Annotated in this window: 19 protein-coding genes; 12 read left to right on the top strand and 7 right to left on the bottom strand. The window is 64.7% G+C overall.

The annotated features are described in order from the left end of the window. Nucleotides 1-31: 31 nt before the first annotated feature. A complete protein-coding gene (locus tag TO66_RS14840; RefSeq protein ID WP_044463039.1) occupies nt 32-1,183 on the bottom strand; it encodes a PQQ-dependent sugar dehydrogenase in 1,152 nt (383 codons plus the stop codon). A gap of 68 nt (nt 1,184-1,251) precedes the next feature. Beyond that, nucleotides 1,252-1,620, bottom strand: coding sequence for a hypothetical protein (locus TO66_RS14835; RefSeq protein WP_044463038.1), 369 nt, complete (start codon nt 1,618-1,620; stop codon nt 1,252-1,254). Between the two features lie 217 nt (nt 1,621-1,837). Between TO66_RS14835 and TO66_RS14830 the strand changes: the two genes are divergently transcribed. After that, a complete protein-coding gene (locus TO66_RS14830; RefSeq protein ID WP_044463037.1) occupies nt 1,838-2,707 on the top strand; it encodes a Ku protein in 870 nt (289 codons plus the stop codon). Between the two features lie 33 nt (nt 2,708-2,740). Beyond that, nucleotides 2,741-5,338 (top strand): DNA ligase D, encoded by a 2,598-nt coding sequence (gene ligD / locus TO66_RS14825; protein WP_044463036.1) that lies wholly within the window; start codon nt 2,741-2,743, stop codon nt 5,336-5,338. A gap of 59 nt (nt 5,339-5,397) precedes the next feature. On the opposite strand, the gene lpxO is transcribed toward ligD, so the two are convergent. Further along, on the bottom strand, nt 5,398-6,297 hold the full coding sequence (gene lpxO, locus TO66_RS14820; protein ID WP_044463035.1) for a lipid A hydroxylase LpxO: 900 nt from the start codon (nt 6,295-6,297) through the stop codon (nt 5,398-5,400). A 535-nt stretch (nt 6,298-6,832) separates the two neighbouring features. On the opposite strand from lpxO, the gene TO66_RS14815 reads away from it, so the two are divergent. Both TO66_RS14815 and TO66_RS14810 read left to right on the top strand, forming a co-directional pair. After that, nucleotides 6,833-8,419, top strand: a complete 1,587-nt coding sequence (locus tag TO66_RS14815; protein WP_044463034.1) for an ABC-F family ATPase — start codon at nt 6,833-6,835, stop codon at nt 8,417-8,419. Between the two features lie 234 nt (nt 8,420-8,653). After that, nucleotides 8,654-9,841, top strand: a complete 1,188-nt coding sequence (locus TO66_RS14810) for an MFS transporter (RefSeq protein ID WP_044463033.1) — start codon at nt 8,654-8,656, stop codon at nt 9,839-9,841. A gap of 1 nt (nt 9,842) precedes the next feature. Here the strand turns inward: TO66_RS14810 and TO66_RS14805 are convergent, their stop codons facing one another. Together TO66_RS14805 and TO66_RS14800 are read right to left on the bottom strand one after the other, a co-directional pair. After that, nucleotides 9,843-10,880 carry a dienelactone hydrolase gene (locus TO66_RS14805; RefSeq protein WP_044463032.1) on the bottom strand — a complete coding sequence of 346 codons (1,038 nt, stop codon included), beginning with the start codon at nt 10,878-10,880 and terminating at the stop codon, nt 9,843-9,845. A 231-nt stretch (nt 10,881-11,111) separates the two neighbouring features. Next, a complete protein-coding gene (locus TO66_RS14800; RefSeq protein WP_044463031.1) occupies nt 11,112-11,723 on the bottom strand; it encodes an FMN-dependent NADH-azoreductase in 612 nt (203 codons plus the stop codon). Nucleotides 11,724-11,853: 130 nt separating this feature from the next. Between TO66_RS14800 and TO66_RS14795 the strand changes: the two genes are divergently transcribed. Continuing rightward, entirely contained in the window at nt 11,854-12,762 is a 909-nt protein-coding gene (locus TO66_RS14795) for a LysR substrate-binding domain-containing protein (RefSeq protein WP_044463030.1), read from the top strand. Nucleotides 12,763-12,785: 23 nt separating this feature from the next. Continuing rightward, nucleotides 12,786-13,130, top strand: coding sequence for an MmcQ/YjbR family DNA-binding protein (locus TO66_RS14790; RefSeq protein ID WP_044463029.1), 345 nt, complete (start codon nt 12,786-12,788; stop codon nt 13,128-13,130). A gap of 18 nt (nt 13,131-13,148) precedes the next feature. Here TO66_RS14790 and TO66_RS14785 read toward each other — a convergent pair whose 3' ends face one another. Then, nucleotides 13,149-13,568: a DUF1294 domain-containing protein gene (locus TO66_RS14785; RefSeq protein WP_044463028.1), complete on the bottom strand. Its 420-nt coding sequence runs from the start codon at nt 13,566-13,568 to the stop codon at nt 13,149-13,151. Beyond that, nucleotides 13,568-14,398, bottom strand: a complete 831-nt coding sequence (locus TO66_RS14780; RefSeq protein ID WP_044463027.1) for an undecaprenyl-diphosphate phosphatase — start codon at nt 14,396-14,398, stop codon at nt 13,568-13,570. The genes TO66_RS14785 and TO66_RS14780 overlap by 1 nt, the downstream gene beginning before the upstream one ends. 283 nt (nt 14,399-14,681) lie before the next feature. Here TO66_RS14780 and TO66_RS14775 point away from each other — a divergent pair, with 283 nt between their 5' ends. The 6 genes from TO66_RS14775 to TO66_RS14750 all read left to right on the top strand — a co-directional run bounded on the left by TO66_RS14775 (nt 14,682) and on the right by TO66_RS14750 (nt 19,943). Then, nucleotides 14,682-16,316 (top strand): methyl-accepting chemotaxis protein, encoded by a 1,635-nt coding sequence (locus TO66_RS14775; protein WP_044463026.1) that lies wholly within the window; start codon nt 14,682-14,684, stop codon nt 16,314-16,316. A 109-nt stretch (nt 16,317-16,425) separates the two neighbouring features. After that, nucleotides 16,426-16,992, top strand: a complete 567-nt coding sequence (gene pnuC, locus TO66_RS14770; protein ID WP_044463025.1) for a nicotinamide riboside transporter PnuC — start codon at nt 16,426-16,428, stop codon at nt 16,990-16,992. Continuing rightward, on the top strand, nt 16,989-17,513 hold the full coding sequence (locus TO66_RS14765; RefSeq protein ID WP_044463024.1) for an AAA family ATPase: 525 nt from the start codon (nt 16,989-16,991) through the stop codon (nt 17,511-17,513). The genes pnuC and TO66_RS14765 overlap by 4 nt, the downstream gene beginning before the upstream one ends. A 323-nt stretch (nt 17,514-17,836) precedes the next feature. Beyond that, nucleotides 17,837-18,289 carry a hypothetical protein gene (locus tag TO66_RS14760; RefSeq protein ID WP_044463023.1) on the top strand — a complete coding sequence of 151 codons (453 nt, stop codon included), beginning with the start codon at nt 17,837-17,839 and terminating at the stop codon, nt 18,287-18,289. 1 nt (nt 18,290) lies between these two features. Beyond that, nucleotides 18,291-18,869, top strand: coding sequence for a hypothetical protein (locus TO66_RS14755; RefSeq protein WP_044463022.1), 579 nt, complete (start codon nt 18,291-18,293; stop codon nt 18,867-18,869). Nucleotides 18,870-18,932: 63 nt separating this feature from the next. Next, nucleotides 18,933-19,943: a hypothetical protein gene (locus TO66_RS14750; protein WP_044463021.1), complete on the top strand. Its 1,011-nt coding sequence runs from the start codon at nt 18,933-18,935 to the stop codon at nt 19,941-19,943. Nucleotides 19,944-19,949: the final 6 nt, after the last annotated feature.

Below are 19,949 nucleotides of genomic sequence, written 5' to 3'. Positions count from 1 at the left end.
CGAGCAAGCTTCGCTCCTACAGGTATCGGGGTTATTCCAGGCCGACTTTATACAGCGCGCCTTTGTCTTCGTCAGTCAGCACATACAGGTAGCCGTCCGGCCCCTGACGCACGTCGCGGATGCGCGCCTTGAGTTCGCCCAGCAGGCGCTCTTCGTGGCTCACCTTGTCGCCGTCGAATTGCAGGCGGATCAGCTCCTTCGAGGCCAGCGCGCCGATAAAAAGGTTGTGCTGCCAGGGCTGGAAACGATCGCTGTCGTAAAAGGCCATGCCGCTGATGCCCGGCGACTTCTCCCAGACGTGCCGCGGCTGCACCGTACCGGGAGCGGTCTTGCCTTTAGCCTCGGGAATCGGCGCGCCGGAATAGTTGATGCCGTGGGTTGCCAGCGGCCAGCCATAGTTCTTGCCGCGCTCGATCAGGTTGATCTCGTCGCCGCCCTTGGGGCCGTGCTCGTTGTCCCACAGGGTGCCGCTCCAGGGATTGAGCGCCGCGCCTTGGGGGTTGCGATGCCCGTAGGACCAGATCTCGGGCCGCGCGCCCGGCTGGCCGGCAAAGGGGTTGTCCGGCGGAATCCTGCCGTCCGGGTACAGGCGCACGATCTTGCCCTGCAGTTTGTCCAGGTCCTGGGCGGTCGCGCGGTCGTTGTTCTCGCCCAGGGTGACGAACAGGTAGCCCGCCGGGTCGAACACCAGGCGCGAGCCGAAGTGATTACCCGTGGACAGCTTGGGCTCCTGGCGGAAGATCACCTGGAAATCCTTGAGGCTCTTCAAGTCTTCGGACAGCCGTCCACGCCCCACCGCGGTGCCTGCCGTGCCCCCCTCGCCGCCGCCTTCGGCATAGGCCAGGTAGACCAGGCGGTCCTGCTTGAAGTCCGGCGACAAGGCGACATCCAGCAACCCGCCCTGCCCCTTGGCCCAGACCTGCGGCACGCCGCCCAGCGGCTGGGAGAGCGTGCCGTCGGCGCCGACCAGGCGCAGGTTGCCCGGCCGCTCGGTGATCAGGATGCCCTGGCGGTCCGGCAGGAACGCCAGCGCCCAGGGGTGATCCAGGCCTTGGGCCACCGGGGTCACACTGAGGGTGCCCTGTTCGCTCGGGAACGACTGGCTGCCGGCGGCCAGCGCGGGAAGCGCGGCGCCGAACAAAAGACTGGCGCACACAGTGGCCAGGAGGGTTTTACGCAACATGCACGATTCCTTCTGTCGATAAAAAGATTCCCGCACCGCGGCCGGCCTCGGCCAGGGGCGGTCAGCGTCTATCGCTGCGGTTGATTACGCGGCGGTGTGGTCGTGGGTGTGGGATCTACAGTCCGCGGCGGTGGGGCAGTCCGTGGGTAACCGTTGCCGATGCCACCGTTTTCCAGGGTCGGAGGGCGCGGCACCGGCACCGTATTGGGGCCGCGCAGGGGCGGTGCGCTGGGCTGGGTGCCCTGCATGCTGTTGGGGTTGGCCCGGCGGATCGGGCTGTTGTAGGGGTTGTTGCTGCTGCCGGGCAGGTTCTGCGCCAGCAGCACGCCGGCCAGCGGCGCCGACTCGGCGGCGGGCGCCTGGGGCGCGGCGTACACCGCGATGCTGGCCCCGCTCGACAGTGCGCAGGCGAGCAGCGCGCGAAGCAGGCTGTTCATGGCGATCCTCCTGGAGGGCGACGCGATATGGGGTTCGAGTCCACGCTACGCCGCGCGTTCAGCCTTGTTAATTAAATAATCCGTCAGACATGTAACACCCCTTGTCCCCTCGCCGCTCGCTGCCGACCCAGGCCGGCAACCCGGGGAAACTTTTGCTGCGCGCCGCAGGTCACCTGAACACAACGGTCACCAGCAGTCATAACGGGGGCACAGGCGCATGGCACGGGCAATCTGGAAAGGCGCGATCAGTTTCGGTCTGGTTCACATCCCGGTGGCGCTGGTCTCGGCGACCGTCTCCCAGGGGGTCGACTTCGACTGGCTGGACCAGCGCAGCATGGACCCGGTCGGCTACAAGCGGATCAACAAGGTCACCGGCAAGGAAGTCACCAAGGAACATATCGTCAAGGGCGTGGAGTACGAAAAAGGCCGCTACGTGGTGCTCAGCGAAGAAGAGATCCGCTCGGCCCACCCGGTCTCGACCCAGACCATCGACATCTTCGCCTTCGTCGACAGCGAGCAGATCCCCCTGCAGAACATCGACACCCCCTACTTCCTCGCGCCGGACAAGCGCGGCGGCAAGGTCTATGCCCTGCTGCGCGAAACCCTGGAGAGCACCTCCAAGGTCGCCCTGGCGCAGGTGGTACTGCATACCCGCCAACACCTGGCGGCCCTGATGCCCCTGGAATCGGCCCTGGTGCTGGTGATGCTGCGCTGGCCGGCCGAAGTGCGCGGCCTCGACGAACTGTCCCTGGGGCCGGAGGTGACACACCCGGACCTGGCCAAGGGCGAACGGGAGATGGCCAAGCGCCTGGTGGAAGACATGAGCGCCGACTGGCAGCCGGACCAGTACCGCGACAGCTTCGCCGACAAGATCATGGCCCTGGTGGAGAAAAAGGCCCGCGCCGGCAAGATCGAGGACGTGGAAAGCGCCGCGGACGCAGAACCGCGCAAAAGCGCCGATGTCATCGACCTCACCGAGATGCTCAAGCGCAGCCTGGGCGGCAAGGCCCGCAGCCCGGCCACGGCCAAGGCAAAGCCCGGCAAGCCCGCGGCGGCCAGGAAACCCACGAAAAAATCCCGCGCCTGAGCCGGCGCGACGCACACCACAAGGCAGGCAGTCATGGCTAAACCCTTGAGTGAATACCAGCGCAAGCGCAACTTCGCCATCACCTCGGAACCCGCTGCCGATCCGCCCGCCGCGCGCACCGGCAAGGCCGCCTCCCTGCGCTTCGTGATCCAGAAACATGCGGCGCGCAACCTGCACTACGACTTTCGCCTGGAACTGGGCGGCACCCTGAAAAGCTGGGCCGTGCCCAAGGGCCCGAGCCTGGACCCGACACACAAGCGCCTGGCGGTACACGTCGAAGACCATCCCCTGGGCTACGGCCAATTCGAGGGCAGCATCCCCGCCGGACAATACGGCGCCGGCGAGGTGATCGTCTGGGACCACGGCGTCTGGCAGCCCCACGACGACCCCGAGGCCGGCTACCGGGCCGGCAAGCTCAAGTTCACCCTGATCGGCGAAAAGCTCGGCGGCGACTGGGCCCTGGTGCGCACCCATTTGCGCGGCAGCGGCGACAAGGAACAATGGCTGCTGATCAAGGAGCAGGACGCCCAGGCGCGGCCGAGCGCCGAGTACGACGTGGTCCGAGCCCTGCCCGAAAGCGTGCTCAGCGGCGCCACGGTCGGCGAAGGCAACTCCCGGCCCGCCAAGCCGGCGGCGAAAAAACCGTCGCGACAGACACCGGGCAAAACGCCGGAGCAAGCTCCGGAGAGAACCCCGCAAAAAGCCTCGCAGAAAGCCCCGAAACGCTCGGCCATCGCCCTGCCCGAGCACCTCACGCCGCAACTGGCGACCCTGGTGGAAAAGGCCCCCGGCGGCGACTGGCGCTACGAGATCAAGTTCGACGGCTACCGGATCCTCGCCCGCATCGACGCCAGCGGCGTGCGCCTGCTGACCCGCAACGGCCACGACTGGACCGCGCGCCTGCCCTTGCAAGCCAAGGCCCTGGCCGCGCTGAAGCTCAAGGACAGCTGGCTGGACGGCGAAGTGGTGGTGCTCAACGACAAGGGCCTGCCGGATTTCCAGGCCCTGCAGAACGCCTTCGATATCGGCCGCAGCCTGGACATCATCTATTACCTGTTCGACGCGCCGTTCCTGCGCGGCGAAGACCTGCGCGAAACGCCCCTGGAAGCGCGGCGCAAGGCGCTCAAGGAAGCGCTGGAGGGCAATTCGAGCAAGCTTCTGCGCTTCTCCGAGGCCTTTGCCGCCCACCACAACGACATCCTCGAAAGCGCTTGCGCCCTGTCGCTGGAGGGGGTCATCGGCAAGCGCGCCGGCAGCTTCTACGTATCGCGCCGCAGCGCCGACTGGATCAAGCTCAAGTGCCGGCTACGCCAGGAGTTCGTGATCATTGGCCACACCCCGCCGCAAGGTTCGCGCAGCGGCTTCGGCGCCCTGCTGCTGGGGGTCCATGAGGATGGCCGGCTGCGGTACGCCGGCCGGGTGGGCACCGGTTTCAACCAGCAGACCCTGAAACAGCTGCACGAACGCCTGCAAGGGCTCGCGCGTGCCTCCTCGCCGCTGGACACGCCGCTGAGCGCGGCCCAGGCCCGCGGCGCGCGCTGGGTCGAGCCGCAGCTGGTGGCCGAAGTCGAGTTCGCCGAGTGGACCCGCGAACAGGTGGTGCGCCAGGCGGCGTTCATCGCCTTGCGCAGCGACAAGCCGGCCAGCGAGATCGTCCGCGAACAGCCGCTGCCGCCCAAGGCGCTTGCCGCCCGCAGCAGCGGCACCAGCCCCGAGCCGCGCAAGCACAACGTCGGCGCCAGCGTGGCCGGGGTGAAAATCACCCATCCCGAACGCGTCATCGACCCGCAGTCCGGCACCACCAAGCTGCAACTGGCGCAGTTCTACGCCAGCATCGAGGCACAGATCCTGCCGTACCTGCGCGACCGGCCCGTGTCGTTGCTACGCGCGCCCGAAGGGGTGGAAGGCGAGCAGTTCTTCCAGAAACACGCCGAACACATGGCCATTCCCCATATCCGGCACCTGGACCCGGCGCTGGATCCCGGCCACGCCCGGCTGATGGAAATCGACAGCGGCCCGGCGCTGATCGGAGCGGTGCAGATGGGCACCGTCGAGCTGCACACCTGGGGCGCGACCCACGACCGGATCGATACCCCGGACCTGTTCGTCCTCGACCTCGACCCGGACCCGGCCCTGCCCTGGAAAAGCATGCTGGAGGCCACCCACCTGACCCTTTCGGTACTCGACGAGCTGGGCTTGCAGGCGTTCCTCAAGACCAGCGGCGGCAAGGGCATGCACCTGGTCGTGCCGCTGGCGCGCAAGGCCGGCTGGGACAGCGTCAAGCTGTTCGCCAAGGCGATCGCGCAGTTCATGGCGCACCAGTTGCCGGAACGCATCACCGCCACCATGGGCCCGAAGAATCGGGTCGGGAAGATTTTCGTCGATTACCTGCGCAACGCCCGCGGCGCCAGCACCGTAGCCGCCTATTCGGTACGGGCGCGCCCGGGCCTGCCGGTCTCGGTGCCGATCGCGCGCGACGAACTGGATGACATCCGCCACGCCCAGCAATGGAACGTGGCGAACCTGCAACAGCGCCTGGAGGGGCTGGGGGAGGATCCGTGGCACGGCTACGCCCATCGGCAACGGATCAGCGCGAAGATGTGGCGGCAGTTAGGGATGGACCCGCCTTAAGAAAGCATCGCGGGCGGCGATCCGACTTGCCCGCGATCAGCGATGCGCCTGGCGGCGAATCAGATAAAGATGAACAGCAGCAACAGCGCAGCGAAGATTGCCCACTTTTCCAGGTAATAGAGCGTGCGATTGCGCTTTTTCAGCTCTTTACCGCGCAGGCGGATCTTGTACAGCCTGGCGAAGGCCCGGTTCAGGCCCCCGGTGCGGTCGCCGGCATCGTTCGGCGAGCCGGCGGCGGCCATCACGGTGCGGCTGAACCAGCGGTTGAACGCCGCAGCCCAGCGGTACTTCATCGGCCGCTCCACGTCGCAGAACAGAATGATGCGGTTCTGATCGGTGGTGTTTTCCGCGTAATGAATGTAGGTCTCGTCGAACATCACCGCTTCGCCATCGCGCCAGTGATAGTTCTCGCCGTCGACATTGATGTAGCAACCGGCGCTATTCGGCGTTTCCAGCCCCAGGTGATACCGGTAGGAACCGGCGTAGGGGTCGCGATGGCGCACCAGCTTGGAGCCCGGCGGCAACTCGGCGAACATCGCCGCCTTGATCGAACCGATGCTCTGCACCAGCTCGGTGGTCCGTGGGCACAGCTTCATCGCCGACGGATGGCTGTCGCCGTACCACTTGAGGTAGAAGCGCTTCCAGCCGGTCTTGAAGAACGAGTTGAAACCCACGTCGTTGTACTGTTCCGAACGCTTGATCTCACCCGCCTTGAGCAGGTTCTGGCCCTCGGCGCGAATCTCTTCCCAATGCGCCTGCAATGGGCTCAGGTCGGGAAAATCCGCCGGATCGAGAAACGGCCGGTTGGGGTTCCTGGAGAACAGGTAGAGGAAACAGTTGATCGGCGCGAGGAAGGTCGAGTGATCGCTAAGCTGGCGGCCCAGCTTGTGGCGCACGCGGCCCCGCAGGTGCACATAGGCAATGGAAAGGATGTAAACAGCGGCAATGATGAGTTTCACGGAAATCGTCACATGTCAGAAGAGAACATACTGCGCCCCATGTGGCCTTTCAGGCCGAGGGGGTCATGTGCAGCGTCCGAAAGATAAGAGGTCCTGATGGCGCATCCTTGAGCCCACGCCAATGGTGGCATCTGGCAACTGGTCAGCATTTAGCCACAGTTTGTAACCAAAGGTTAACTCCGATTTGTGAAAATGTGTCCGCGACCTTTGGCGCGACCCGGGGCATGTTGCCAGGCACAAATCCCGGGCCGGGATTTTCGCGGCTGATGATAACGCGCGCGGGCAGGATGAAAATCCATGACCCGCCGTCATGTAACTGACGGCGCACATATGCGACAATGCGCGCCAAATTCCAACATGAACCCCCGCATTTCTTGCTCGGTAGCTTGGCCCCTGGCCTCAAAGCTGCTGTCGACGTATGCCCGCTGGCTCAGCTTCTGCCGATCCCTTCGTCCCGGAACAGGCTTTCCGATCGGCGCCAGCCACCTTATGTCAGCTCTGAACTGTTGCAGCTAAATCATTGATAGGTAAGTAATTGATCTCCACAGCTAACATCACGATGCAGTTCGGCGCCAAGCCGCTATTCGAGAACGTTTCGGTCAAGTTCAACAACGGGAACCGCTACGGCCTGATCGGCGCCAACGGCTGCGGCAAGTCGACCTTCATGAAAATCCTCGGCGGCGACCTCGAGCCATCCGCCGGCCAGGTCATGCTGGAGCCGAACGTACGCCTGGGTAAATTGCGCCAGGACCAGTTCGCCTACGAAGAATTCACCGTGATCGACACCGTGATCATGGGTCACGAAGAGCTGTGGAAGGTCAAGGCCGAGCGCGACCGCATCTACTCGCTGCCGGAAATGACCGAAGCCGACGGCATGGCCGTGGCCGAGCTGGAAACCGAGTTCGCCGAAATGGACGGCTACACCGCCGAATCCCGCGCCGGCGAACTGCTGCTGGGCCTGGGTATTCCCCTGGAACAGCATTTCGGCCCGATGACCGAAGTCGCGCCAGGCTGGAAACTGCGGGTCCTGCTGGCCCAGGCGCTGTTCTCCGATCCGGAAGTGCTGCTGCTCGACGAACCGACCAACCACCTGGATATCAACACCATCCGCTGGCTGGAAACGATCCTCACGGCGCGTAACAGCACCATGATCATCATTTCCCACGACCGTCACTTCCTGAACAGTGTCTGCACCCACATGGCCGACCTGGACTACGGCGAGCTGCGCCTGTTCCCGGGCAACTACGATGAGTACATGACCGCGGCGACCCAGTCCCGCGAGCAGCTGCTGTCGGACAACGCCAAGAAGAAAGCCCAGATCGCCGAACTGCAGACCTTCGTCAGCCGCTTCTCGGCCAACGCCTCCAAGGCCAAGCAGGCCACCTCCCGCGCCAAGCAGATCGACAAGATCCAGCTGGCCGAGGTCAAGCCATCGAGCCGGGTCAGCCCGTTCATCCGCTTCGAGCAGACCAAGAAGCTGCACCGCCAGGCCGTGACCCTGGAGAAAGTCTCCAAGGGTTTCGAAGGCAAGCAGCTGTTCAAGGACTTCAGCTTCACCGTCGAAGCCGGCGAGCGCGTGGCGATCATCGGCCCGAACGGGATCGGCAAGACCACCCTGCTGCGCACCCTGGTCGGTGAACTGGCCCCGGACGCCGGCGCGGTGAAATGGACCGAAAGCGCGGAAGTCGGCTACTACGCCCAGGACCACGCCCACGATTTCGAAGACGACGTCAGCCTGTTCGAGTGGATGGGCCAATGGACCCAGGGCGAGCAGATGATCCGCGGCACCCTGGGCCGCATGCTGTTTTCCAACGACGAGATCCTCAAGTCGGTCAAGGTGATTTCCGGTGGCGAGCAAGGCCGCATGCTGTTCGGCAAGCTGATCCTGCAAAAGCCCAACGTGCTGGTGATGGACGAACCGACCAACCACCTGGACATGGAATCCATCGAAGCGCTGAACCTGGCGCTGGAAAACTACCCGGGCACGCTGCTCTTCGTCAGCCACGACCGCGAGTTCGTATCGTCCCTGGCGACCCGCATCATCGAGCTGAGCCCGAATGGCGTGACCGACTTCAGCGGCACCTACGACGACTACCTGCGCAGCCAGGGCGTGGTGTTCTAAGGAACGCCCGCTGCCCGTCGGCCTGCAAGCCCCGTCCTGTGACGGGGCTTTTTTTCGTGACGATAAAAGCCTCGCGCCAAGCGCGTTTTTCCGTAGGAGCGAGGCTTGCCCGCGATAGCGTCCTCCCAGGCCCTGTAAATAGCGGCTCATAAACAAATCGTTAGCCTGCTTCCTTTATTTTCCGGCGCACGCCATGATGCAGTTCTCCAACCGCCCGCCCGCGAACGAGCCCTCATGTCCGTGCCACAAGCGCCCGCCCCCAGTTCCATGGCGATCACCCTGCAGATCGTCTCCATCGTCTTCTATACCTTTATCGCGTTCCTCTGCATCGGCCTGCCGATCGCCGTGCTACCGGGGTATGTCCACGAGGAACTGGGCTTCAGCGCCGTGGTGGCCGGGCTGACCATCGGCTCGCAATACCTCGCCACCCTCCTCAGCCGGCCCATGGCCGGGCGCCTGTCGGACAGCATCGGCACCAAGCGCGCGATCGTCTACGGGCTGACGGGCATCCTCTTGAGCGGGCTGCTGACCCTGGTTTCCACCCTGTTGCAAGCCTGGCCGCTGCTCAGCCTGGGTTTCCTGCTGCTCGGGCGCCTGCTGCTGGGGGTGGCCCAGGGCCTGATCGGCGTGGGCACCATCAGTTGGTGCATGGGCCAGGTCGGGGCCGAGCACACCGCGCGCTCGATCTCCTGGAACGGTATCGCCTCCTATGGCGCGATTGCCATCGGCGCGCCAGTGGGAGTGGTGATGGTCGCCGAGCATGGTTTCGAAAGTCTGGGGCTGGCCCTGGCGCTGCTGGCGGCCCTGGCGTTGCTGCTGATTCGCCGCAAGCCCTCGGTGCCGGTGATCCGCGGCGAACGCCTGCCGTTTCGCGCGGTGTTCGGCCGCATCGCGCCCTATGGCGCCGGCCTGAGCCTGGCCTCCATCGGCTACGGCACGCTGACCACCTTCATCACCCTGTTCTACTTGAGCCGCGGCTGGACCGGCGCGGCCTACTGCCTGACGGTGTTCGGCCTGTGCTTCATCCTGTCGCGCCTGCTGTTCATCTCCTGCATCAGCCGCTTTGGCGGTTTCCGCGCGGCGATCGCCTGTATGAGCATCGAGACCCTGGGCCTGGTCCTGTTGTGGCTGGCGCCCTCGACCGCGTTCGCGCTGATCGGCGCCGGGCTGGCCGGTTTCGGCCTGTCGCTGGTGTACCCGGCGCTGGGCGTGGAGGCGATCAAGCAGGTGCCCAGCACCAGCCGCGGAGCCGGGTTGAGCGCTTACGCGGTGTTTTTCGACCTGGCGCTGGCGATTGCCGGCCCGCTGATGGGCGCGGTGGCGTTGCAGCTGGGTTATTCGTGGATTTTCTTCTGTGCGGCGCTGTTGTCGCTCGGCGCCCTGGGCCTGACCCTGCTGCTCAAGCGCCGGGCCGACGGCTGAATCACTGATCCGCCGTCTGTAGCCCGGCCCGGCTCGGCTTGCCCAGGACATGGCTGAAGAAGCGCCCGGCCTCGGCGATCAGGTTGCGGTGGATGTCTTCGCGATCGACCCCGTCGGCGTCGGTGCATAACGCCGGCATGGCCGCCAGCTGTTCCTCGGTGCACGGCGCCATGAACACGAAATGCCCGGCCCCGGCCAGCAGCTTGAAGTCCGGCGCGACCGGCAGCTTGCGGGCCAGCGCCGCGGCGTTCTTGTCCAGCGCCACCAGCTTGTCGACGTCGCCGCTGTACAGCAGTACCGGCACATGCACGCCGGACAGGGTCTGCCGCCCGAACTTGAGGCTCAACGGCGCCATCAGCAACAGGGCGCGGACCCGCGGGTCGGCGATCGGCTGCAGATCGTCGCGGTCGACGATCAATTCACCCTGGGTATTGCAGGCATCATGATCGTCCGGACGTTCCTGACAGTAACGCCGCAAGCGGTCCAGGTCGGGGGTGGCGCCGGAGAGGATCAACGCGGTTTCGCCGCCCGCGGAATAGCCGATGACCCCGACCTGCCCGGCATTGACGAAAGGCGACAGCATCGGGTCGGCCAGGGTCGCGCTGATGGCTTCGGAAATCTGCAGCGGCCGGCCGTACAGGTTGCTCAGGGTGCCCAGGCGGCTGTGATCCTTGTAGTTGTCGCCCGGATGAACCACCGCCACCACCACGAAGCCCTTGCGCGCCAGGGAGGTAGTCAGGTCATGCAGGGCCAGCGGCGTGCCGGTATTGCCGTGGGATAGCATCAACAGCGGAAAACGGCCGATGGCGACCTTGGCATCCCGGGAGGCGGCAATCTGGTAGCCCTCGATCTTGCTGCTGTGCTCGATGCCGGTGGAGGGGTAGAAGGCAATGGCGTGCATCGGCTGCAGGTCCAGCGGGTCGAGAAAGTCCATCTCGTGGAAACCCACGCTCCAGAGCGGATGCAGCGCAGGCGCGGCCTGCACGATAAGCGGGCTGCCGAGCAGAAAAACCAGGGATAGTGCCCAAAGACGCATCATGGATGCACCCCTTCTTCCTTCTTGAAAACATCGATCCACTTCAGCCGGGGCCAGGAAACACAGGCCCCGCTTGCGGCCCTTGCCCGGGCCGGTCGCCAAACAGGCTGCATAACCCGGGCCAGAATCAACGAACGCCAACGCAAAAAACTCCGTATCCCATCGCCGCACAGAGCGTTGGAATACGGAGTTTAAAGGGCGTCGCCCGGGATGTAGACGACTTTTACATAAGCCTTACGCAGCGGCGAAGAGCGCCCCGCTGATGTGCGCCTGGGCGTCGTTCATGGCCTTGGCGCGGACTTCTTCGCCGTAAGCCAGGCCGTGGGCGCGGACGAACTCGATGTCGGTGATACCGAGGAAGCCGAACAGCACTTTCAGGTAGTCTTCGTGCGCCACGCCAGTGGCCTGGCCGGCGTGCAGGCCGCCTGCGGTGGAGACCACCACGACTTTCTTGCCGCCACACAGGCCTTCAGGGCCGGCTTCGGTGTAGCGGAAGGTCTGGCCGGCGACGGCGATGCGGTCGATCCAGGCCTTGAGCTGGGTCGGGATGGTGAAGTTGTACATCGGCGCGGCGATCACCACGGCGTCGGCGGCCAGGAATTCGGCGAGGGTCGAGGCGCTCAGCTCGGCTTCGTGCTGCTGGGCGGCGTTACGCACCTCGGCGGGGGTGCCGGCGGCGACCAAAGTAGCCGAGCTGAAATGGCTGATGGCGTCGCTCGCCAGGTCGCGGTAAGTCACTTCGACGCTGGCGTCGGCGTTTTTCCAGGCCTTGACCACGCTGTCGCTCAGCTGGCGGGAAGCCGAGTTGTCACCAAGGATGCTCGAGTCGATATGCAACAGTTTCATCTGGGATTCTCCAAGTGAGGATCGCTACCGGGCGATCGAATGGTGACAATCCTACAGACGAAACCAATAGCTGATTAGTCGGCATAAATGCGATAGTTTGTCCCACCAACAGGACAGTCGAGCCCTTTCCATGCAAGACCTCAACGATCTCTATTACTTCGCCAAGGTGGTGGAAGCCGGCGGATTCGCGGCCGCGGGGCGTTTACTGGGGGTGCCCAAGTCCCGCTTGTCGCGCCGGATCGCCGAGCTGGAAGAACGGCTCCACACCCGTTTGCTGCAACGCACCACCCGGCAATTGAAACTGACCGCGGTCGGCGAACGTTACCTGCGGCATTGCCAGGCCATGCTGCTGGAAGCGGAAATGGCCGACGAGGCGGTGGCCAGCATGTCCAGCGAACCCCGTGGGCGCCTGCGCGTCTCCTGCCCGGTGGGCCTGGCCCAATACATGCTGCCGAACGTGGTCAGCAGCTTCCTGGCGCAATACCCCCAGGTGCAACTGGAGATGCAACTGCTCAACCGCCGGGTGGATGTGATCGCCGAGGGCATCGACGTGGCGCTGCGGGTTCGTGAGCAGGGCGACGAAGACCCCTTGCTGGTGACCCGGCGCCTGCGCCAGGCGCAGACCGTGATGGTCGCCAGCCCGGCGTTTGCCCGGGAATGGCCGATCCACAGCCCCGAAGACCTGCACAAGGTGCCTGTACTCGGGGCCCTGGAGCCCGACCGCCTGGTGCATCTGCGCATGCTCGACGCCCAGGGCAATAAATGCGACCTGGCCCTGGAGGCACGCCTGGGCATCGACGATTTTCTCGTGCGTCGCACCTGCGCCCTCGCCGGCCTGGGCTGTACCATCCTGCCGATGATGCATTGCGAAGAAGAACTGCAGAACGGCCAGTTGGTGCAGCTGCTGCCCGAATGGTCGCTGCCTGGCGGCTGGCTGCAGGCGGTCTACCCTCATCGGCGCGGCGTACTGCCGGCGGTCAGGGCCTGGATCGAGCATTTGAGCGAGGCGTTCAAAGGCTGTGGAGACCGTAGATTGTGACCGTCGCGACACAAGGAAAAATCATGACAGAAGCGGATGTGGCGCACTTTTGCCTGGGCTTGCCGGGCGCGCGCGAAGACTACAAATGGGGCGGCGTGCGGGTGTTTTCCGTGGCCGGCAACAAGATGTTCGCCCTGCAGGGCCTGCGGGGCGAGTCATTGGCGTTCAAGGTGGACCAGGCGCTGTTCCTCGGCCATGTCGACCGTCCCGGCATCGCGCCGGCGCCTTACCTGGCGCGAGCGCACTGGATCATCATGCAGACGCCCTACCCGCTGGGCGCCGATGAACTGAAAGACCTGCTGCAACGCTCGCACCAACTGGTGGTGAGCAAGCTGCCCAAGCGCCTGCGGGTCGGCTTGCTGCTTTAGCGCGGCGCCCGGCCGGCCCTAGAACAGCGCGAACAGGCTGGCGCCGAGAAACAGCCGGTCGATCCAGAACACCTGGTGCGCCAGCACGATCAGCCAGAACACCAGTTGATAGGAAACCTTGCGGGTCTTGTGGCGAAACGCCTGTTGCGCCAGCAAGGCGCCTGGCCAGCCGCCGGCCAGTTCCACCGCATGCAGGACGTTTTCCGGGGTCCGCCAGCTGTCGCTGCGGGCCTTGCGCTTGTCGCTCCAGTAGAGAAAAAACGCCAGCACGCTGACCACCCCGTAGGCGGCCAGCGGCACCCAGGAAATACCCTTCACGCCCAGCAGCAGCGAACCGCACAGTGGCAAGGCGCACAGCAGCACGAAGATCGCCGCCTTGAGCCGGGGCCGCTGGATTCGCGTGCCTTGGCCGGGGCGGTTCTGGTTACGCGTCTCCATCAGCTGTGGACCGAAGTCCAGTCGACCCAGCCGAACTGCCAGGTGGCCAGGATCAGCAGGCCGAAGACGATCCGGTACCAGGCGAATGCCGCGTAGCTGTGGTTGGCGATGAACTTGAGCAGGCCCTTGACCGCGATCATCGCGAAGATGAACGAGGTGATGAAGCCCACGGCGAACACCGGCAGATCGTCCGGCTGGAACAGATGGCGGTACTTGTAGCCCGAATACACCGCGGCCCCGACCATGGTCGGCATGGCCAGGAAGAACGAGAACTCGGTGGCGGTCTTGCGCGACAGGCCGAACAGCAGGCCGCCGATGATGGTCGCCCCCGAGCGCGAAGTCCCCGGGATCATCGCCAGGCACTGGGCAAAGCCGACTTTCAGGGCGTCTTTCCAGTTGATCTCGTCCACGCTGCTGGCATGCACCTCATGCTGCCGGCGTTCGGCCCAGAGCATGATCACGCCACCCACCACCAGCGCGGCGGCGACGGTGATCGGGTTGAACAGGTATTCGTGGATCAGGTCGGCGAAGATCACCCCCAGCACCACGGCGGGCAGGAAGGCGATCAGCAGGTTGACGGTGAAGCGCTGGGCGTTGCGCTGGGTCGGCAGGCCGGTGACCACGTCGAAGATCTTGCGCCGAAACTCCCAGACCACCGCGAGGATGGCGCCCAGTTGAATGATGATGTTGAACGCCATGGCGCGTTCGCCGCCGAAGTCGAGCAGGTCGGCGACAATGATCTGGTGCCCGGTGCTGCTGATGGGCAAAAACTCGGTCAGCCCTTCTACGATGCCTAGAATCAGTGCCTGTACGGCCGTCCAAAGTTCCATCAATCCCCCAAAGGTCATGCCTGGGCATGCCTCATTAGTATTTTTTCATGTTCACTGACGCGTACGCCCGCGGATTCGCGGACGCTATAGGATCATCATTGCCCTTGAAAATTCCGTGAAAAATCAGCCGGATTCAGGTTTTTTGCAATGAGGCCGAAATCCTATCAGACATGCTCGATAAACGCTGTCGCGTTGAGCGTCGCAAGGATAGCGACTGCGCGGCGGCCTCGCTGCATGTACGCAGCGTTTCATGACAAGAACAACAATCGGGAGTGACAGATTCATGAACAGCTTACGCAGAATGTCGATCAGCCGCCGGCTGTGGCTCATCCTGATTGTCGCGGTACTGATGCTGCTGGTCCTGGGCCTGCTGATGCTCAAGCAGACCCACGACAACCTCTACCAGGCCAAGGCGCAGAAAACCCAGCATGTGGTGCAGACCGCCAACGGCGTGCTGGCCTATTTCCATGGCCTGGAAAGCAGTGGCAACCTCGATCGGGCCACCGCACAGAAACAGGCGCTGAGCGCCATCCGCGGCCTGCGCTACGACCAGAGCGACTATTTCTGGATCAACGACCTGACGCCGGTCATGGTCATGCACCCGGCCAACCCCAAGCTCGACGGCCAGAACCTCGCGGCGATCCGCGATCCCGACGGCTTTGCCGTGTTCAACGAAATGGTGGCCATCGCCAAGGCCAAGGGCGCCGGCATGATCAATTACCGCTGGCCAAAACCGGGCGCCAGCGAACCGGTGCAGAAGACCTCCTATGTCCAGCTGTTCGAGCCCTGGGGCTGGATCATCGGCTCGGGCGTGTACATCGACGACGTCCAGGCCGAGTTCCGCAGCCAGGTGGTGAGAGCCTCGGTCGTCGGTATCGGCATTGCGCTGATCATGACCCTGCTGGTGCTGCTGATCGCCCGCAGCATCGTCCGTCCGTTGCAGGAAACAGTGCACGCCATGGCCAATATCGCCAGCGGCGAAAGCGACCTGACCCGCAGCCTCGATACCCACGGCCAGGACGAAGTCACCGAACTGGCCCGTCACTTCAATGGCTTTACCGCCAAGCTACGGCTGGTGGTCAGCCAGTTGCAGGCGTCGGCCAGCGCCCTGGCGCAGTCCTCCGCCGAGCTGGGCGACAACGCCAGCCAGGCCCAGGAACGCAGCCAACAGCAGTCGCAACAGATGGAACTGGTGGCCACCGCCATCAACCAAGTGACTTATGGCGTGCAGGACGTGGCAAAAAATGCCGAACATGCCGCCAGCGAAATGCGCGACGCCGAAGCCCAGGCCCAGCAGGGCCAGGTCAATATCGACGGCAGCCTGCAGCAGATCGATCGGCTCTCGGGCACCATCGACCAGGCGGTGGAGGTGATCCGCACCCTGGCCCAGGAAAGCACCCAGATCGGCAGCGTGCTGGAGGTGATCCATTCCATCGCCGAGCAGACCAACCTGCTGGCCCTCAACGCCGCGATCGAAGCCGCCCGCGCCGGCGAACAGGGACGCGGGTTCGCCGTGGTGGCCGACGAAGTGCGGCTGCTGGCCCAGCGCACGCAAAAATCCACCGCCGAGATCCAGTCGATGATCGAACGCCTGCAGGGCCACTCGGAAGCCGCGGTCAAGGTCATCGGCGACAGCAGCCGCGCTTCCCAGCAGACCATCGAGCAAGCCGGGCTGGCCGGCGAAAGCCTGAACGCCATCGGCCAGGCCCTGCGCAACCTCAACGGGCTGAATGCCTCCATCGCCAGCGCCACCCTGCAACAGGCGCATGTGGTCGAAGACATCAACCAGAACGTGACCCAGGCCGCGGGCCTGTCCCACAGCACCGCCCTGGCGGCCGAGCAGTCCAGCGCCGCGAGCCTGCACCTGAAGGCCTTGAGCGAGCAGCTCGACGGCCTGTTGCGCCAGTTCCGGGTCTGACACCCGCCGTGGCGGGGGGGCTCCCCCGCCACGGCGCCCCGGGCCCGGCTAACATGCGGGGCCGCTTCTGGGTACAATCCGCCCCCTCCTTCGCCTCAAGGTAGTTTTCATGTCCGGTCTCGAACTGTTCGCCGCTGCACTCGGCGTGATCGCCGTCTGGCTGACAGTCAGGCAGAACCCCTGGTGCTGGCCGATCGGCCTGGTCATGGTGTTGCTGTACAGCTGGATCTTCTTCGAGGTGAAACTGTATTCGGACATGTTGCTGCAAGGGGTCTATGCCGTCCTGCAGCTGTACGGCTGGTGGCAATGGACCCGTGGCGGCGCCAGTCACCAGGGCCGGCCGGTCAGCCAACTGACCACCGGAGCGCTGCTCCAGGGGCTCGGCCTGGGGGCCATCGGCAGCCTGCTGCTCGGGGCCGCCATGGCCCACTGGACCGATGCCGCGCAGCCCTGGCTGGACGCCGCCCTCACCGGCTTCAGCCTGGTCGCGCAATGGTGGATGGCGCAGAAGCGCGTGCAGTGCTGGCCCCTATGGATCGTCGTCGATGTGATTTTTGTCGGCCTGTTCATCTACAAGAACCTGTACCTGACCGCGGCGCTGTACGGCCTGTTCACCCTGCTGGCGATACAAGGCTGGCGCTCCTGGCACGCCGACCCGGCGCTGCGCCCGGCATGAAGGTCGTGGTCCTGACCGGCCCCGAGTCGAGCGGCAAGAGCTGGCTCAGCGGCCAATTGCAGCGCCACTTCGGCGGCATCCAGGTGGGCGAGTACGTCCGTCATTTCATGGAGCAGGAGCAGCGCGACACCTGCCTGGCGGATATCCCGCAGATTGCCCGCGGGCAATTGGCCTGGGAAGACCAGGGCCGCGCGCAACAGCCGCCGCTGCTGATTCTCGACACCCACCTGTTGAGCAATATCCTCTGGAGCCAGACCCTGTTCGGCGCCTGCCCGGGCTGGCTGGAAAGCGAACTGCTGGCACGCCACTACGACCTGCACCTGCTGCTCTCCCCGGAAGACGTCGACTGGGTCGGCGATGGCCAGCGCTGCCAGCCCGAACTGGGCGAGCGCCTGGTGTTTTTCCAGGCCATCCAGGCCTGGTTGCGAGAACACGGGCAACCCTTCGAGGTGATCCGCGGAGACTGGGAAGCGCGTCGGCAACAGGCGTTCGCCCAGGTGGCCAAGTTGCTTCAGGGCTGATGCCCGGGGCGTGGCGCAGTGTCCACTCCTGAAACACGGCTTGCGGGACGGAGCCACGAAATCACAGGGCTCGCGCCGTCCATCCGGTGTTTGTCAAACCGATGAGACAGCCCGCCGCAATCCCCCCCGCCATAGCGCCCTGCCCCGCCTGCGCCGGGCCGGCGCACGCCGATCCTGTCTCAGCGCTGAAACAGCTCACCCCGCGAAATCCGCGATCCGTCCATAAGCCATTGAATTTCCTGTCTATTCCAAACACGGCACAGCTCCTGCTCTACCCCTTGCGACGCTGACTAGGGCCAGCGCGCAAAAAAAGGAATGCTGTCATGGGGAATCATCCTATTGGCTGGGCTCGCCTGCTGCTGGTCGGCTGCGCCCTCGGTTTGCTCTTCAATCCTGCGGCCCAGGCGGCCGGCGATGGCCGGATCGTGCTCGATCGCGACGTGCAACCCCAGGCCGTCGGCCGCCCCCCGATGCACCCCGACCCCTACCCGACCACCGTCAACGCCAACCCGTCGGAGCGGGTCACCCAGATGACCGGCAACACCGAGCTGAGCGACGGCGATTTTGCCGGAGTCAGCAGCGGCGCCACCCTCAGTCGCAACGTCCTGCCCAACGGCACCAGCCTGCAAGGGCTGAATGTCGTCACCAATCCCAATGGCATGGCCGGCATGGGCGCCGGCCATGGCGGCGGCAGTGGCGGCGCCATCTCCAACACCATCAACCGTTCCCTGAGTTCGGGCCTGGCGCCCTTGGGCCGGCTGGCCGGAGGCCAATGAAATGAATCGCACCTTGCTATGGCTGGCCCTGGCTGGTTGCACGTCGGTCATGGCCGACCCGGGCCTGCGCACGCAGGACAGCGCCGCCCTCGACAACGTCGGCGCCCGCTACCACGGCAACTTCAACCTCAACCAGGCCGCCGGCGACCAGCAGCAACAGACCAATACCCGCGCCATCGCCATCGGCACCGAGGCCCATGCCACCACCGTGGTGCGCCAGGCACTCGGGACACCGGCCAGCAGCGCGATCGACGCCAGCAGCCGGATCGGCGGCAACGCGTTCAGCAACGGCAACGGGGTCCTGGGCGTGAACCAGGGCGCCGGCGCCAACAACCAGATGGTCAATGCCCTGCGGGTGAGCATCAGTGCCCAGCCGCAAAGCATCGACGACAGCGTCCTGTCCCAACAGAACGTGGCGCTGTTACCAGGCTCGGGAGCAACTGACATTCCGCAAGGCAGCCGCCAGGTCGTTACCAGCGACCAGGCCTTCACCGGCAGCCGAGGGGTGATTCAGCTGAACCAGAGTGCCGGGGTGGGGAACCGCATGGCTAACACCCTGAGCATACGGGTCGCAGACTGACCCGCAGCAGTGCGATTGGAAAAGTACCAACACTTAACCAACTTATAAGCACGGAGAAACACCATGAAACCTACAATGGCTCTCAAACCACTGGTGTTTGCCCTCGCCGCGGTCATGGCGATGGCTGCACAGGCTGGCAACGACGACAACCATGGCGGGCATAACGGCGGCCACAATGGCGGTCATGGCGGCCACGACCCACGTGGCCCGGACCTCAACACCCTGCTGCAGGTCACTGCCGGCGCCGGGGCCGCCGTCATCGATGTGCAAGACAGCAGCGGCAATGTGGTCAACAACCAGGGCACCAACAACAATGCCAAGGCCGACAACTCGCTGAACAACTCCAACGGCAACATGGGCGCCAACGTCGCCGCCGGCGACGGCAACCAGCAAGACAACGCCGCGGCCCTGGCCACCGCCGATGAAAGCTTCATCTTCGGCAGTGCTATAGCCGCTTCCAGCGCAACCCAGAACAACGTCGACAACTATGTAAAAAACGCTTCGACGCTGAACAACGCCACCCTCAACAACGCTGGCAACAATGGTTCCGGCAACATCGGCATCAACGTCACCGCCGGCAACTTCAACCAACAGAAAAACAACCTGGCCATCGCCGTGTCCGGCGGTCGCGTCGCCACCGCGGCAGCCTCGGCCAACCAGTCTTCCACCGGCCTGGTCGTGGAAAACCAAGGCGTGCGCACCTACAAGAAAGACACCCTCACCAGCGACTTCCACGCCTCCGGCACCTACAAGGGCACCGGCTCCGGCAAGATCGAAGGCGACGACGATCACCACGGCGGTGGCGGCCACTACAGCGACAACCGTGGCGGCGGCCACGACAACGACGATCAGAAATTCGCCTTCAAGGAACAAGGCACGGTCGAGCTTTCTGGCTACTGGACCCAGCAAGTGCTGACCAAAGACGGCTGGAAAAACCCTGTGATCAACAACGCGTCGCTGACCAACTCGCTGAACGGCTTCTCCGGCAACGGCGGCGTCAACGTCTCGGCGGGGGTCGGCAACCAGCAGAGCAACTCGCTGTCCATCGCTGCCGGCTGCAAGGCCTGCATGTAACCACGT

The sequence above is a fragment of the Pseudomonas sp. MRSN 12121 genome, assembly GCF_000931465.1.
GTDB lineage: Bacteria > Pseudomonadota > Gammaproteobacteria > Pseudomonadales > Pseudomonadaceae > Aquipseudomonas.
This window is presented reverse-complemented; position numbering and strand designations above follow the sequence as displayed.